We start from the raw sequence: 16,771 nt of genomic DNA, 5'->3' as shown, positions 1-16,771 counted from the left end.
TATAAAATGGCGTGTTGTTTGCTACTTGGATAGGGAAAGAAGGGTTTATAGGTGATTATGTCATAGCAAACCATTCTAGAGTGTTTGCGTTCGTCGTGAACTGCAAGTGTGGATGAAGCTAATTGGTCTGCCCACTCTGTCTATATTTATCCATATAGCAGGTCAGACCTTGTATATACAATACCTCTAATAAGCAAATGTATGATTACCTATAACAGTTGAAACGGTACGATCTAAAAGATACGGGCTCGATGTTTTATCAGGATTATAAAAAAATAGTGCCCCATTCGTTGGGTCTTCACCGTTAATCGCTCGTGTTGCTGCGTCTATATTTTCTACGCTAGGAGTCGCCGCATGAATCGCACCCGTTGCAGCTGGTGTAAATTGAAAATAGCCGTTACTTTTTTCAAATAAAACATCTTTGATATTGTTAGCAAATAAAGGACTTTCCACTCGATTCATAATTACCGCACCAACGGCAATTTGCCCTTCAAGTGTTTCCCCTCTACCTTCACTAAAAATCATTTTCGCGAGCCACTCGACTTCTTCTTGATTAACTTTTGCCTGCTGTTTTGCTTCGGTAAGAGGTGACGTTAATGATGTGGCTGTTGGAATCGTTAACGCTTGTCCAATTTGTAGAAAATCCGAAGATAATTGGTTGGTCTGCTTAATTGCATCAACAGTCGTGCCATTACGCGCTGCAATTTCAGAAAGAGTATCCCCGGAGACAACGATATACGAGGAACCGTTAGTTGAAGCCGGTGCTGATGTTCCACTAGCCGGGACATTCAACGCTTGTCCAACGTAAATAACATCTGAAGATAATTGGTTGGATTGCTTAATTGCATCAACAGTCGTGCCATTTTGTTCAGCAATTTCAGAAAGAGTATCTCCTGACACAACCGTATACGAAGTTGCATTGGTTTGAATCGGAAATGATGAGCCGCTACCTGGGACATTCAACGCCTGCCCAACGTAAATAACATCTGATGATAGCTGGTTGGTCTGCTTAATTGCCTCAACAGTTGTGCCACTCTGCTCGGCGATTTCAGAAAGGGTATCGCCAGGAACAACGATATAAGAAGTGGCATTTTTCTGGTGCGGTGCTAATGAGCCACTAGCCGGGACATTCAACGCTTGTCCAACGTAAATAACATCTGAAGATAATTGATTGGCTTGCTTAATCACCTCAACAGTTGTGCCACGCTGCTCAGCAATTTCAGAAAGGGTGTCCCCAGCTGATACCGTATACAAGGAAGGTGCGGGAGAAGCTTCCGCATGTTTGGCGGACAGTGTTCCAACTCCGAAACTAGTTAGTAACATTGCACCAGCCATAATTTTAACGGTTTTAACTTTTAATGAGGGAAACATTCTTTTTACAAAGCTAACTGCTTCCTTATTAATATTGGACTCTCCCATTTTTGAAGTAGTTCCTAACTCGTCAGAGAACTCCGTTAAGCTCTCATCAAGATATAAGATGATTTCAACTCCATGTGCTGTTTCGTTTAATTTATAGTGAGTAAAGGGTTCCATTTATTTCGACATCCTTTTTACCCATTACTATTCCCATACATATTATTTTTATAAGAAGAGCTTGTCCCGGCCATGCTTCCATAAATAAAAGAAAGTAAACTACCAGAAGTACAAAAGGCAAGAGCAGTAGGTTCGAATTAATATATCGTTAAACATCAATAAAATTTAGTGAAAATGTAGTAAAAAGTTTTACTTGTGATATAATTATAAACAATTAAACTGTATCGGTTTTCAATTGGGGGGATGAATTGTGGCTACAATTAAAGAAGTTGCGAAAGATGCGGGCTATTCGATTGCTACCGTATCACGCGTATTAAATAATGATCCTAAGCTTTCGGTATCAGATGAAACGCGTGAAAAAATATATGAAGTTGCAGATAAATTAAATTATAAAAAGAAGATGGTTCGCCCGTTAGTGAAGAATGTTGTGTTCTTATATTGGTTAACAGATAAAGAAGAACTGGAAGATGTGTATTTTAAATCTATGCGGTTAGAGCTTGAGAAATTAGCGAAGAAATTTAATGTAGAATTAACTACGCATAAAATTACTGATGGAATCGAGCGAATTCCGACTGATATTGAGGGTTTTATTGCAGTGGGCACTTTTTCTGAAAAGGAATTAAGTCACCTGAGGAAGCTCACAATGAACGGTGTGTTTATTGATACGACTCCAGACCGGTGCAATTATGACTCGGTTCGACCGGATTTGTTGCAAGTAACGAAAAGAGCGATTGACTTTTTCATTGAAAAAGGACATAAGGATATCGGGTTTATTGGTGGAACTTACCATAATCCGAATACAGATGAAGATGACATGGATATTCGAGAAGTAACGTTCCGGCAATATATGCAAGAAAAGGGATTGTTGAAGGAAGAATATATATTCACGCATCGAGGCTTTTCTGTAGATAATGGTTATCATCTTATGTTAGATGCAATTCATACATTAGGTGATCAGCTGCCAACTGCGTTTTATACCGCAGCTGATCCGATTGCGGTTGGTTGTTTGCAGGCGTTAAATGAGAATGGAATTGTGATTCCTAATCGAGTGTCTGTTATTGGAATAAACAATATTAGTGTTGCGAAATATGTATCACCCCCTTTGACCACATTCGATATTGATCTAAGTGAATTGTGTAAAAATGCATTGCAGTTATTAACAGAACAAATCGTTGAAAATCGAAAAATTATTAAAACTATGTATCTAGGACCTGAATTAATTATCCGAAAAAGTACAAACTAAATATAGAATATAAAACGACTTATTCTTAGATTAAGTCGTTTTTATATGACGAGGTAACAACATTCTAAAAAGTGAAAGTGAAATTTAAGTAAAACTTTTTACTAATTTAAAGTAAAAAAGTTGTTTACTTATTTTATTAGACGTGATATATTATTAGACATTAAGCGTTTACAACAAAAAAAGAGAAGCTTATCAAAGCCAGAAGGGATGTATCTATTTATGAAAGGTTTTAAAAAATATCTAGGTATTTTTAGTATCGTCACATTAATTTTAGTTTTAGCTGCTTGTGGACCACAGGAAAGTGACGAAGGTTCAAATAGTAATAATGAAGAAGAAGGTACGAAACAACTTACAGTATGGGCAGATATTGAAAAATCAGCTGGTATTGCAGATGCAATTGCTGCATTTGAAGAAGAAAATGATGTAGAAATTGAAGTAATTGAAAAAGCGTATGCACAACAAATTGAAGACTTACGTTTAGATGGTCCAGCTGGTACAGGTCCAGACGTATTCACTATGCCTGGCGACCAAATTGGAACGGCTGTAGTAGAAGGTTTAGTAAAAGAATTAAACGTTGGAGAAGATGTTACATCGATTTATACAGAAGCTGCAATGAACTCACAAACTGTTGACGGAAAAATTTATGGCTTACCAAAAGCTGTTGAAACAACGATGTTATTTTACAACAAAGATATCGTTTCAGAAGATGAAGTACCTACAACGCTTGAAGGCTGGTACGATCTTTCTAAAGAGTTAACAGATGGAGAAAACTTTGGTTTCTTAGCCCTTTTTGACCAAATTTATTATGCAAACAGTGTTATGAATGGTTACGGTGGTTATATCTTTGGACAAGATGAAAATGGTAACTATGATCCAACTGATATTGGTTTAAATAATGAAGGTGCCATTGAAGGTGCGCAAGTCATTCAAAAGTTCTATGCAGAAAATCTTTTCCCATCAGGAATTGTTGGTGAGCAAGGAATTAACGTATTAGACTCTTTATTCTCAGAAGGTAAAGCAGCAGCGGTTATCTCTGGACCATGGAACTTAGGTCCATATGAAGAAGCAGGTATTAATTATGGCGTTGCTAAACTACCAGAATTAGCTAATGGTGAAAACATGAGCTCTTTCATAAACGTGAAAAGCTTTAACGTAAGCACATATTCTGAAAATCCAGATCTAGCTGAACAATTAGTGATCTTCTTATCAAACGAAGAAAATGCAAAAACAAGATATGAAATAACGAAAGAGGTTCCTGCTGTAGCATCACTTGCGAATGATCCTGTCGTTACAGAAAGTGAAGCTGCTCAAGCAATCGCTCAGCAATCTCAATTCTCTGTATTAATGCCTGGTATTCCTGAAATGAACACAGTATGGACGCCTGCTGACGCAGCATTACAAACAATTGCTACTGGTAAAGCTGAACCAGAAGAAGCGTTAAATCAAGCTGTGGAAACAATTAAAGGTCAAATTGAAGCAAACCACAGTGGTCAATAAAAAACTACTAACATAATCAATTTCAAGCCATTCATAACAATATCACTATAGGTTATTGTATATGGCGGCATAAAGGAAATCTTGAAATTGAGTCAATTAATTAGAAGCGAATGGTGTCAAACGGATACGCGATGTTTGACACCATTCGAATTTAAAGACATTATATCGATAACATACGAGCGTTTTTTATATAAAGAGGTGAGCAAAGTGCAACATCGTCAAATAGCAAGTTTATTATCAATCATTCCTGGTTTAGGGCAATTTTACAATAAACAATGGGTAAAAGGGCTAGTCTTTTTAGGACTTGGAGTATCGTTTTTTGGCGTGTTTCATGAGTTGTTAAACATGGGATACTGGGGAATTGTTACTTTAGGGACTGAAGTGCCACGAGATAATTCGGTATTCTTACTGGCACAAGGTATTATTGCAATTCTTGTAACATTATTAGGGTTAATTATCTATTACTTAAATTTCCGTGATGCATATAAAAACGGTCAGTTACGTGATAAAAATATGCGGCTTTATTCATTAAAAGAGCAATACCATAACTTAGTGGAATCAGGTTACCCTTATGTAGTAAGTGGACCTTCCTTATTTATATTGGTGTTTGCAGTTATTTTTCCAATATTATTTAGCTTGGCAGTAGCGTTTACGAACTATGACTTGTATCATTCGCCACCAGCTAACTTAGTGGAATGGGTAGGATTTGATACATTCGCTAAAATTTTCACTGTCGATCTTTGGCGTTCAACATTCTTTGATGTTATGGGTTGGACGATAATCTGGACGCTTGTTGCGACTACGTTACAAGTAGGGATCGGTATTTTAATGGCGGTAATTGTCAATCAACCAGATGTTCGTATGAAACGATTTTTTAGAACGATTCTCGTATTGCCATGGGCTGTGCCGGGTTTCGTAACAATCTTAATTTTCGCTGGTTTATTTAATGATAGCTTTGGTGCAATCAATAATGATATTTTAGCTTTCTTTGGAATGGATCCGATTCCGTGGATGACAGATGCTGGTTGGACAAAGCTAGCGTTAATTTTAATGCAAGGTTGGCTAGGTTTTCCATATATCTTCCTTGTAACAACAGGTGTATTACAATCTATACCGGATGACTTATACGAAGCTGCGACAATCGATGGTGCATCAATTTTTGCGAAATTTAGACACATCACCATGCCGATGATTATGCTGGCGATTGCGCCGATTATTATTACACAGTATACGTTTAACTTTAACAACTTTAATATTATCTATTTGTTCAACGGTGGTGGACCTGCAGTACCAGGATCTACGGCTGGAGGAACGGACATCTTAGTATCATGGATTTACAAATTAACAATGCAAGACAGCCAATACGCACTAGCTGCTGCGTTAACTATTTTGTTATCTGTATTCGTCATTGCAATCGCATTATGGCAATTCAGACGGACAAATTCATTTAAGGAGGAATAAGAGATGGTTACAAATATGAAGAGAAAGAATTTTATACGACTCTTTACCTCTTATGCGATATTACTCTTTATGGTGGTAATCATTGTTTACCCATTGCTTTGGACAGTTGGTGCGAGCTTTAATCCGGGCAATAGTTTAATTAGTACGTCCATTATTCCTGAAAAACCTACGTTAGATCATTATAAAGAGCTGTTTGCAGGGAAGGAAAGCTTGCAATACGGGCAATGGTATATCAATTCGTTAAAAATCAGTGTAATAACAATGATTGGAACTGTTATTAGCGTATCCTTTACTGCTTATGCGTTTTCTCGATTTCGCTTTGTTGGTAGAAAGAATGGACTAGTGTTGTTCCTATTATTGCAAATGATTCCACAGTTTTCTGCGCTAATTGCATTATTTGTTTTAGCCCAAATTCTTGGAATGATGAACAGTCACTGGCTATTAATTTTCCTTTACATTGGTGGTCAAATTCCAATGTGTACGTACTTGATGAAAGGATATATTGACTCCATTCCAATGTCACTTGATGAGAGTGCACGGATCGACGGTGCAAGCCATACGAGGATTTTTTGGCAAATTATTATGCCGTTATCAAGACCGATGATTGCTGTTGTTGCGATGAATGGATTTATTATTCCACTCGCAGATTTCGTATTAGCATCAGTAATTTTAAGAAAATCGGAATTTTACACATTACCAATTGGTTTATATAACTTAGTGAACGACGTTATGGGTGCAAGCTATACAACGTTTGCAGCTGGTGCGATCTTAATTAGTATTCCAATTGCCGTTGTGTTTGTGATTTTACAGAAAAACTTTGTGTCCGGATTAACTGCTGGAGGAACGAAGGGTTAATTCGAGTCACGGTCAAAATACACCGAGAGGGTGGGCATATTGTCAAAACAACATAAGAAATATGTAACGAAAGCCAACTTCATGCTACATGGTGGTGATTATAATCCCGATCAGTGGTTAGATCATCCAGACATCTTAGCTGATGATATAAAGTTAATGCAACTTGCTCATACGAACACTTTTTCATTAGGGATATTTGCGTGGAGTGCGTTAGAGCCTGAAGAAGGCGTTTATCATTTTGAGTGGCTAGATAAAGTCATCAACGACATTCATAGCTATGGTGGAAAAGTAATATTGGCGACACCAAGTGGGGCACGTCCTGCGTGGATGTCACAAAAATATCCAGAAGTATTGCGTGTGAACGAAAGACGTGAAAAGCAGTTGCATGGCGGACGCCATAACCACTGCTTTACCTCACCTGTTTATCGTGAAAAAACGCAAGCAATGAACCGTTTACTTGCTGAAAGATACGGTGATCACCCTGCGATTATTATGTGGCATATCTCCAATGAATACGGCGGAGAGTGTCATTGTGATTATTGTCAAGAAGCATTTCGTGGCTGGTTGAAAGAGAAATATAATGAGGATCTTAAAGCATTGAATGATGCATGGTGGGGTCCGTTTTGGAGTCATACTATTTCAGATTGGTCACAAGTGGAGTCCCCGTCGCCAATCGGGGAAAATGCTGTACATGGATTGAATTTAGACTGGCGCCGTTTCGTAACCGATCAAACGATTAACTTTTTCGAAAATGAAATCGTACCATTGCGTGAAATTTCGCCGGACATTCCGATTACAACAAACTTCATGGCTGACACCTTTGATCTTATACCATTCCAATCATTGGACTACAGCAAGTTTGCTAAGCACTTAGACGTAGTAAGTTGGGATGCATATCCAGCATGGCACAATGACTGGGAAAGTACGGCTAATTTAGCAATGAAGGTTGGCTTTATTGATGACCTATATCGCAGCTTAAAGCAGCAACCGTTTCTTTTAATGGAGTCAACACCTAGTCTCGTTAACTGGCATGAGGTTAACAAAGCAAAACGACCAGGCATGCATTTACTCGCATCGATGCAGATGATTGCACACGGTTCTGACAGTATTCTTTACTTCCAATGGCGAAAGTCTCGTGGATCTTCGGAAAAATTCCACGGTGCAGTTGTGGACCACGACAATAGTTCGGAAAATCGTGTATTTAAAGAAGTTGCTGAGGTTGGTAAAACGTTAGAAAAACTAGGGCCGGTCGTTGGCACCAATCGTCCTGCAGATGTAGCGATTGTGTATGATTGGGAAAATAACTGGGCGCTAAATGATGCTCAAGGTTATGGTTTATCATCAAAACAATACCCACAAACATTACAACAGCATTACCGTACATTCTGGGAAAATGATATTCCAGTTGACGTTATTACGAAAGAACAAGATTTTTCAAACTATAAGTTGTTAATCGTACCGATGTTGTACCTAGTGAATGAGGAAACAATTGCGCGCTTGAAAGCCTTTGTGGAAAATGGTGGACAGCTTGTGATGACATATATAAGCGGCATTGTTAATGAACACGACTTAACATATCTTGGTGGATGGCATCATGATCTTCAAGAAATATTTGGAATTAATCCAACGGAAACGGACACATTGTATCCAAGTGATCGTAATTACGTGACATTCCGTAACAAGAAATATGAACTAAAAGATTATGCTACAGTAATCGACGTTCATGCTGCAACTACGGAAGCTACCTATGTGGAAGATTTTTATGCGAATAGAGCTGCGGTTACGAGTCAGACGTTTGGCAAAGGGAAAACTTATTACATTGGTGGGCGTTTAGAAGAAAAATTCCATGAAGATTTCTATTTGGAATTGATAACTGAGCTCGGTATACAACCTGTTGCTAAAGTAAAACATGGTAAAGGTGTATCTGTCCAAGCAAGACAAGCAGCGGACCGTGACTACCTGTTTATTATGAACTTTACTGAAGAACAGCAAAATGTAACCTTCGAAAAATCCGTAACGGACCTTGTCACAGGTGAAACTCTCGAAGGTGAAATAACACTTCAACAATATCAAGTTCGAATAGTAGCACAATAAAATGTACTAACTTGAATTAGTAACTACGGAACATCCAATCTAGTGTAGATAGACTGCTAGATTGGATGAATCGTTGGTTATATATGTAAGCGGTTTTATGTAAGTTATACTGATTAGTTAAGGGAGAGAAATGGAGTGGCCAACAAACATAACTGTAAAATTCTATTTTCGATCGTTTTAGTTTTCTTAATAATTTTTAGTTCACTCGGGTTGCAACCAAAAGTAAGCTTAGCAGTCGCATCAACGAACTTACTAGCCAACGGTGGGTTTGAGACTGATTTCTATAGTGAAGGCTCATGGACAATTAGCCCGAATAATTGGGATAATTGGAGCATTACTCATTATGATTATGCTGCTGATAAAGGCATGACAGCAGCTGAAGGTCAATATGCACTAAATTATTGGATAAAAGATACTGCAACTGGTAATCCATCAGCTACTTTTAGTCAAACGATTGCATCTTTACCAGCTGGAGAGTATGAGTTATCTGTCCAATCAACAGGTGGTTCTGATACTGAAGCTGGAAATGTTACATTATTTGCGGGAACGGAAACTTCTCCGACGGTAACAACGACAGGCTATAACAATTGGGAAACAATTTCACTTAGCTTTGAAGTTTCAGATGACACAACTAATTTTCAAGTAGGCGCAACGGTTACAGGTAATCTAAATGCGTGGGGATACCTCGATCAAGCAATCTTAACTGCAAAAACTGCGGGAGGTGCTGATCCTGTGCCAGATCCTATTCAAGCGGATATTTTTGTAGACAGAGTTGAGGGACTTTCTGATGATTTTATTAAAGGTGTAGACGCCTCTAGTATTCTTTCATTAGAAGATAGCGGTGTGAAGTTTTACGATCAAGCGGGTCAAGAACAGGACATTATGACAACATTTAAAGAAGCAGGTGTTAACTATGTTCGAGTCCGTGTATGGAACGATCCGTACGATACAGCAGGTAACGGATATGGTGGTGGAAACAATGACTTGGCGAAAGCGATTGAAATTGGAAAACGTGCTACGCAAAATGGACTTAAATTGTTAGTAGACTTCCACTATTCCGATTTTTGGGCAGATCCCGCCAAACAACAAGCACCAAAGGCATGGGAAAATTTAAGCTTTGATGAGAAAAAAATCACATTATATGAATATACGAAAGACAGTTTACAAACGATGGTAGATGAAGGCATAAATATCGGTATGGTGCAAGTTGGAAACGAAACAAATGGTGGTCTAGCTGGTGAGACTGACTGGACGAAAATGAGTGCACTATTTAATGAAGGAAGCAGAGCGATACGAGAAATTGATCCTGCTATTTTAGTAGCTTTACACTTTACTAATCCGGAAACTACCAATAGATATAGTTCAATCGCACAAACTTTAGACGAGAATAATGTGGACTATGATGTGTTTGCTAGTTCGTACTATCCATTTTGGCATGGTACACTAACTAACTTAACTGCTGTACTTAGCAATGTTGCCAATACGTATAACAAAAAAGTAATGGTAGCAGAAACTTCTTATGCGTATACTGCGGAAGATGGGGACGGTCATGGCAATACAGCTCCTAAAGACGAAGGGCAAGTACTCAATTATCCGATCACCGTACAAGGACAAGCGACTGCGGTTCGAGATGTAATCGAAGCGGTAGCAAATGTCGGTGAAGCAGGAATTGGGGTATTTTATTGGGAGCCAGCATGGTTACCCGTTGGGCCTCCATCAGAGTTAAATCAAAATAAAACACTGTGGGAACAATATGGATCGGGTTGGGCAACTAGTTATGCAGCCGAATACGACTCAGAAGATGCTGGCCATTGGTATGGCGGTAGTGCGGTTGATAACCAAGCGTTATTTGATTTCTCGGGTCATCCATTAGCTTCTATAAATGTGTTTAATTATGTAGACACAGGTGCGGTTACAGATTTACGCATTGATGAAGTAGAAGATATCAGATTAAGCTATACGGTTGGTGAGACGATTACATTACCAGAAACTGTAACAGCAACTTACAACGATGGATCAGAAGCAAATGTTGCAGTAACCTGGGATGATGCAGCACTAACACAAGCGATTAATGGTGGTGTGGGCACCTATACGATAACCGGTGTTACAGGAGATGACATTTCTGTTATTGCAACCGTTGAAATTACACCGGAAAATTTTGTGATCAATCCTAGCTTTGAAGATAGTGACACAAGTATGTGGAAGATTACCTATCCAGATGGAATAGCAGCACACACTGATTTTCAAAACAAAACGGCAGATGCTAAATCTGGTGACTATTCCTTACATTTCTACTCGAGTGCAGCGGTTGATTTTAAAGCAGAGCAGACAATTACTGGATTAGAACCTGGTTACTACAACTTCTCGATGTTCCTGCAAGGTGGAGACGTAACTGATCCAGAGATGTATGTGTACGCGAACACTGCCACTAATAATTATAAACAGGATACAGCAGTAAATGGCTGGGTAAACTGGAGTAATCCTGAGATTAACAATATTCTGGTAGAAGACGGGACGATAACGATTGGAGCGTTGATTAAATCTGGTGGTGGAGCATGGGGAACATTAGATGATTTTTATTTATACCGTGTCGGAGATTATCAACCACCAACGGATGAAGATGATAACGACGATCAAACGCCAAATCCAAACGACGATCAAGAACCAAACCCGAATGACGATGAAACCCCACCAGGTGATAGTCAAACGGGTTCCGATCAAGATGATACTGATGAACCATCATTAGAAGAAGGTGGAAACGTTAATGATGATTCACCACAAACTAACGATGAAACAGTAAACAATGATCAAGGGAATGGTCAATCCTCTGCTGATCAAGAAGAAAATGAATTACCTGACACAGCTTCAAGTATGTATAATATGTTGTTTTATGGACTGTTGTTATTATCTTTAGGCGGAGTACTAGTTTTAATTAGAAGAAAAGCAATAAAATAATATTACTAAAAACAGTGTAACCCTCATTTGTGTCGGGGTTACACTGTTTTTTTGTAAAGGTAGGAGAGCATATCAAATTAGATGTCTAACGTCTTGTCAACGAAGGTATGTAAAGACTGCCACACATTATTGCCTGAAACACTTTTTTCATGTTGTCTAAGTTGAGTTATAATAAGAAATTAAATAGATGCTTTTTGAACAACCTCTAATAGCAAAAAATCTTAAATTTAAACTAGGAGACTCTTACGCATGGAAAAAATTATGCTCGTTGAAGATGATATAAAAATTGCCGAATATTTGGGTAGCTATATAGAGAAATATGGCTATGAAGTGATCATCGCCAAGGATTTTGACAATGTTATTGGCTTGTTTCGTGAGGTCGAGCCGAAGCTTCTGTTATTAGATATTAATCTACCTAGTTATGACGGATATTATTGGTGCAGGCAAATTCGAAAAGAGTCGATTTGCCCCGTGATTTTCATTTCGGCTCGAACAGGTGAGATGGATCAAGTGATGGCAATAGAAAATGGTGGGGATGATTTTATTACAAAGCCATTTCATCCTGATATTGTGATGGCAAAAATCCGTAGTCAGCTGCGCCGTGCTTACGGGGAATATGCTACTAAGTATGCAGAGAGAGTGCTTATTCAAGAAGGCTTAAGCTTATATCCTGAACGGTTTGAGCTGCGCTTTGGAAATGAAATGACACAATTATCAAAAAAAGAAACGGACATTATTGAAATTCTGATGGATCGTTATCCACGTGTTGCTGGTCGAGAGGATTTGTTAGCAAAACTATGGGATGACCAAGCATATGTTGATGAAAACACGCTAAATGTGAATATCACACGCGTCCGGAAAAAGTTTCAAGAGATAGGGATTGAAGATGCTGTGGAGACTGTTAGAGGAGCAGGATATCGTCTAAGCATTACATGGAAAGAGGAAAAAGGATGAAATTGTTTCTGCGTGAGCATTTGTTGCTGATTGTAGTACAACTCTGCCAATTTGCATTGATAATTATTCTATTATGGTTAGATGGCTATAGAAGTATTGGTGTAAGTATCTATGCTATTGTTATCTCTCTCGTATTGTTAACGCTATTTCTTTTTTATAAATATAATAGTAGAAAAAATTTTTATCAAAGATTACAAACTTCAATGAAAACATTAGATGGATCCCTTGAGACCACTGAACGAACGCCAATATCAGAAGCTCTCGATCAATTACTCAGATCACAATATCATCTATATCAAGAAGAACTTCAAAAAGCGGAAGAAAGACAAGATGAGCATTTATTATTTATGGATCGATGGGTGCATCAAATGAAGACACCCCTTTCTGTGATTGAGCTTATGGCACAATCATTAGATGAGCCAGAATCGTCTAGCATTCGTGAGGAAACTGACCGAATGCGAGGTGGGCTGAATACTGTTCTCTACATGGCAAGACTCCGCACGATTGCTGAAGATTTTCAGATAAAACCAGTCACCTTGTCCAAACTAATTCATGAAGTTAATCAGGAGAACAAGCTTTTTTACATCCGAAATGAAGTATATCCGCAATTACAGCAAGCAAAAGAGAAGATCACCGTGGAGACCGATGAGAAGTGGCTTTTCTTCCTTTTAACACAACTAGTACAAAATGCGGTTAAATATTCTACTGGAAAAACAAAACAGCTGGTTATTTCTATTTATGAAAGAGCAGGAAAAGCGGTGCTTGAAGTGAAGGACTTTGGTATTGGTATCCCGCTGGTAGACCAAAAGCGTGTTTTTAACAAATTTTATACCGGTGAAAATGGGCGAAAATACCGGGAATCAACAGGTATGGGGCTTTACTTAGTAAAAGAGGTCGCTGAAAGGCTAGAACATCGTATTGAATTGCAATCAACAATCGGAGAAGGGACAACCGTACGAATTATTTTTTCAAAAACACAAAACCTTACATGATTGTAAGATTACTGAAAGCATAATCGATAGTTTAAGTTAGTTTTTCTGGCTATACTTCTACTATAGAAACGTTTGAGAGGAGAATGATTATGCTGAAACTTACGAACGTAAGTAAGGTTTATGAAGGTAAAGTAGCATACCGTGCGCTTACTGATATTAATTTAGAAATTGAAAAAGGTGAATTTGTTGCGATTATGGGTCCGTCCGGAAGTGGAAAAACGACACTGTTGAATATTATTTCCACGAACGATGCACCTACTACAGGAGAGGCAGAAATCGAAGGGAAAAACCCACACAAACTGAAAAAAAATGATTTGGCCAAATTCCGTCGCAATGAACTAGGGTTTGTCTTTCAAGATTTTAACTTACTGCACACATTGACTGTTGAAGAAAATATTGTACTACCATTAACATTGGATGGCACGCGTGTAAGAGAAATGAAGCAGAAAGCAGAGGAGATTGCGACAAGTTTAGGTATTGCTTCCATTATGAAGAAACGCACGTATGAAATATCCGGGGGACAGGCGCAGCGAGTAGCAATTGCGAGGGCGATGATTCATAAACCGAAGCTACTGTTAGCAGATGAACCAACAGGGAATCTCGATACCAAAGCTTCAAAAGATGTTATGGCAATGCTTGAATCGATCAATCAGAAGGAACAAACTAGTTTGCTAATGGTAACACATGACCCGCAAGCGGCAAGTTATTCAGACCGAGTCGTGTTTATCCGTGATGGCAAGCTTCACTCTGAGATTCATCGCGGGGAGAGTAGACAAGCATTTTTTCAGCAAATCATTGACATGCTTTCGTTGATGGGAGGCGATGGTAATGACTTTTCGTCAATTCGCGTTTAATAATGTAATGCGCAATAAACGACTGTATATCGCCTACTTCCTTAGTAGCATGTTCACGGTGATGGTTTTCTTTACCTTTGCAATCTTTGCATTCCATCCGACATTTTCAGAGGGTGATATTAATAATAATGCATTATTCGGTATGGCTGCTGCTGGTGGAATCATTTATGTGTTTTCTTTCTTTTTTGTCCTATATTCGATGAGTTCTTTCTTGCAGTCACGGAAGAAAGAGTTTGGCTTGTTAATGATGCTCGGTGCATCCAACAAGCAAATTCGCTTGATGGTTTTTTTGGAAAATATCATTATTGGCTTTTTTGCGACAGTTGGCGGCATACTATCAGGCTTGCTATTTGCAAAGGCGATTCTTTTAGTTGCTGAGAATGTGTTGATTATTAGTGAATCTCTTGATTTTTATTTGCCCACGCTTGCAATTGTTGTAACGTTTGTTAGTTTTATAGTTCTGTTTTTTTGTATATCAATCTTTGTATCGTTTATTCTTCGTACGAATAAATTAACTGATTTAATTAAAGGAGATAAAAAGTCCAAAGGTGAGCCAAAAGCTTCTATTATATTATCCGTATTCGCAGCATTATTGCTTATTTCGGGATACAGTACGGCTACTTTAGTTGAGGGTATTTATGTTGTCTATGCGATGATTCCAGTTATTTTAGTAGTAACACTTGGAACCTATCTCTTGTTTACACAATTAAGTGTGTATGTTATCCGGCGCTTGAAAAATAATACATCAATTTTTTGGCGGAAAACAAATATGCTCATGTTCTCTGATCTATCTTTTCGAATGAAGGATAACGCAAGGACATTTTTTATGGTGGCAATTATTTCAACAGTTGCTTTTAGTGCGATTGGTTCTTTATATGGATTCGGGTCCTACCTAACTAAAGGAATAAAGGAAGCTAGTCCCTATCCGATTACGTATAGCCCGTTTCTGGATGACAGTAAAGCGATGATCGAGGAAGATACGAACAGAATTAACTCTATCTTGCAAGAGGAAAACATCGATGCACAGATGGAATCGATGGAGCTAACCTATTTTGAACTAGGAGAACGGAATGTTTTAATTACAAGAGCTTCTGATTACAATCGCTTTGCAGCCTTTATTGGTGGCAAGGAACTACATCCAGATGAAAATGAGGCCATCGTCGTGGAAGAGAGTGGTGCGATCATCCAGGAGGGGCCAAAAGCAAGTGAAGTGTTAATGGAGGCTAATGTCCGACTAGAAAACGGGGAAGAAATTCAGGCCACAAGCGTAGTAGAATCATTCGTGTTATCAGCAATGAATGGGTATTATGTAGTGAATGACCAGGTTTTCGAGCAACTTGGAACACCGGAACGTTTGGATTATAGTGCTGTATGGAAAACAGAAGAAGGGCAGACGGATCAATTAATTGAGGCAGGAAGTAAAATAAGCAACTTAGATGGCAATTTACAGCATAAAACGTTCATCATTGATTATACAATTTATGAAATTAATAAAGCATACGGACCAATATTATTCATCGGTTTGTTTATCGGAATTGTGTTCTTTGTTTCCGCTGGTAGCTTTCTCTATTTTCGTTTGTTCACAGACTTGGACGAAGAAAAGCGTAAGTTCCAAGCTATTGCCAAAATTGGGTTAACACAATCAGAGTTGACAAAGATAGTTAACGGACAAATTGCGATTCTATTTTTCTCACCCATTGTTGTCGCATTAGTTCATGGTGCGGTTGCACTTACCGCTTTGTCCAGTTTGTTTAATTACAATTTAACAGTAGAATCTTCTCTCGTTTTAGGAAGTTTCTCTTTGATTCAAGTGGTTTACTTCTTGATTGTCCGATTTGTTTATGTGAAGCAAGTAAAGAGAATGGTCTTTTAGAGAAGTATAGATTTAGTCTTAGCAAACTTTAATTGAGGGAGAGGGGAAAAGTGAAAAAATCAGTAGGAATTATTGTAATTGTTTTGGCAGTTACCTTGGCTAGCTATTTTATGATTGTTCCAAAAATAGAAAGAGATCGTTTCAATCCCTTGTTTACTATGGGAGAGGTTTACGTTCAAATAGATGAAGAGCCTACTGTAGAAAAGGGTAGATATTACTATAATCTAACTGGCTATGATGAAGACGGAGAGAAAACAGAGATAGCATTCACTGCAGGGAAAGATTTAAAGGAAAACGCATTTTTGAGAATCACCGCAAAAGGCGCCTTTGTGAAAGGTTGGGAAGAAGTTCAGGCAGAAGCATTGCCTGAGGATGTAAATGCTAAGTTTGATATGTAATTTTAAGCCAAGAAAGCTCACAACCATTTGTGAGCTTTCTTGGTTTTGTAAATAATGTTTAA

12 protein-coding genes are annotated in these 16,771 nt (G+C 38.3%); 11 read left to right on the top strand and 1 reads right to left on the bottom strand.

What is annotated here, in order from left to right; genetic code table 11:
• Positions 1–186: 186 nt before the first annotated feature.
• Positions 187–1,533 carry a LysM peptidoglycan-binding domain-containing protein gene (locus ACI6MV_RS11745; RefSeq protein ID WP_407270490.1) on the bottom strand — a complete coding sequence of 449 codons (1,347 nt, stop codon included), beginning with the start codon at positions 1,531–1,533 and terminating at the stop codon, positions 187–189.
• A gap of 250 nt (positions 1,534–1,783) precedes the next feature.
• On the opposite strand from ACI6MV_RS11745, the gene ACI6MV_RS11740 reads away from it, so the two are divergent.
• From ACI6MV_RS11740 to ACI6MV_RS11690, 11 genes are all read left to right on the top strand, one after another.
• Positions 1,784–2,776 (top strand): galactan degradation operon transcriptional regulator GanR, encoded by a 993-nt coding sequence (locus ACI6MV_RS11740; protein WP_407270489.1) that lies wholly within the window; start codon positions 1,784–1,786, stop codon positions 2,774–2,776.
• Between the two features lie 219 nt (positions 2,777–2,995).
• Entirely contained in the window at positions 2,996–4,273 is a 1,278-nt protein-coding gene (gene ganS, locus ACI6MV_RS11735; RefSeq protein ID WP_407270488.1) for a galactooligosaccharide ABC transporter substrate-binding protein GanS, read from the top strand.
• 207 nt (positions 4,274–4,480) lie between these two features.
• Complete coding sequence (gene ganP / locus ACI6MV_RS11730; protein WP_407270487.1) at positions 4,481–5,734, top strand: galactooligosaccharide ABC transporter permease GanP; 1,254 nt, start codon at positions 4,481–4,483, stop codon at positions 5,732–5,734.
• Between the two features lie 3 nt (positions 5,735–5,737).
• A complete protein-coding gene (gene ganQ, locus ACI6MV_RS11725) occupies positions 5,738–6,589 on the top strand; it encodes a galactooligosaccharide ABC transporter permease GanQ (RefSeq protein WP_407270486.1) in 852 nt (283 codons plus the stop codon).
• A 36-nt stretch (positions 6,590–6,625) separates the two neighbouring features.
• The gene (locus tag ACI6MV_RS11720; RefSeq protein WP_407270513.1) at positions 6,626–8,683 is read left to right on the top strand and encodes a beta-galactosidase GanA; all 2,058 of its coding nucleotides are present in this window, start codon (positions 6,626–6,628) and stop codon (positions 8,681–8,683) included.
• A gap of 135 nt (positions 8,684–8,818) precedes the next feature.
• The gene (locus ACI6MV_RS11715) at positions 8,819–11,638 is read left to right on the top strand and encodes a glycosyl hydrolase 53 family protein (protein WP_407270485.1); all 2,820 of its coding nucleotides are present in this window, start codon (positions 8,819–8,821) and stop codon (positions 11,636–11,638) included.
• 249 nt (positions 11,639–11,887) lie between these two features.
• Positions 11,888–12,592, top strand: a complete 705-nt coding sequence (locus ACI6MV_RS11710; protein WP_407270484.1) for a response regulator transcription factor — start codon at positions 11,888–11,890, stop codon at positions 12,590–12,592.
• Entirely contained in the window at positions 12,589–13,584 is a 996-nt protein-coding gene (locus ACI6MV_RS11705; RefSeq protein ID WP_407270483.1) for a sensor histidine kinase, read from the top strand. Before ACI6MV_RS11710 ends, ACI6MV_RS11705 begins: the two co-directional genes overlap by 4 nt.
• Positions 13,585–13,673: 89 nt before the next feature.
• The gene (locus ACI6MV_RS11700) at positions 13,674–14,438 is read left to right on the top strand and encodes an ABC transporter ATP-binding protein (protein ID WP_407270482.1); all 765 of its coding nucleotides are present in this window, start codon (positions 13,674–13,676) and stop codon (positions 14,436–14,438) included.
• Complete coding sequence (locus ACI6MV_RS11695; protein ID WP_407270481.1) at positions 14,413–16,311, top strand: ABC transporter permease; 1,899 nt, start codon at positions 14,413–14,415, stop codon at positions 16,309–16,311. Before ACI6MV_RS11700 ends, ACI6MV_RS11695 begins: the two co-directional genes overlap by 26 nt.
• A gap of 50 nt (positions 16,312–16,361) precedes the next feature.
• Positions 16,362–16,709 carry a YxeA family protein gene (locus ACI6MV_RS11690; protein ID WP_407270480.1) on the top strand — a complete coding sequence of 116 codons (348 nt, stop codon included), beginning with the start codon at positions 16,362–16,364 and terminating at the stop codon, positions 16,707–16,709.
• The last annotated feature ends 62 nt before the right edge of the window (positions 16,710–16,771 follow it).

Source organism: Radiobacillus sp. PE A8.2 (assembly GCF_045635475.1).
Taxonomy (GTDB): domain Bacteria; phylum Bacillota; class Bacilli; order Bacillales; family Amphibacillaceae; genus JBJGXI01.
This window is presented reverse-complemented; position numbering and strand designations above follow the sequence as displayed.

Bases quoted from the DNA above. Each gene is read 5' to 3' on its own strand.
- ACI6MV_RS11695 (WP_407270481.1), top strand. From the start codon at position 14,413: ATGACTTTTCGTCAATTCGCGTTTAATAATGTAATGCGCAATAAACGA.
- ganS (WP_407270488.1), top strand. From the start codon at position 2,996: ATGAAAGGTTTTAAAAAATATCTAGGTATTTTTAGTATCGTCACATTA.
- ganQ (WP_407270486.1), top strand. From the start codon at position 5,738: ATGGTTACAAATATGAAGAGAAAGAATTTTATACGACTCTTTACCTCT.
- ACI6MV_RS11700 (WP_407270482.1), top strand. From the start codon at position 13,674: ATGCTGAAACTTACGAACGTAAGTAAGGTTTATGAAGGTAAAGTAGCA.
- ACI6MV_RS11710 (WP_407270484.1), top strand. From the start codon at position 11,888: ATGGAAAAAATTATGCTCGTTGAAGATGATATAAAAATTGCCGAATAT.
- ACI6MV_RS11705 (WP_407270483.1), top strand. From the start codon at position 12,589: ATGAAATTGTTTCTGCGTGAGCATTTGTTGCTGATTGTAGTACAACTC.
- ACI6MV_RS11745 (WP_407270490.1), bottom strand. From the start codon at position 1,533: ATGGAACCCTTTACTCACTATAAATTAAACGAAACAGCACATGGAGTT.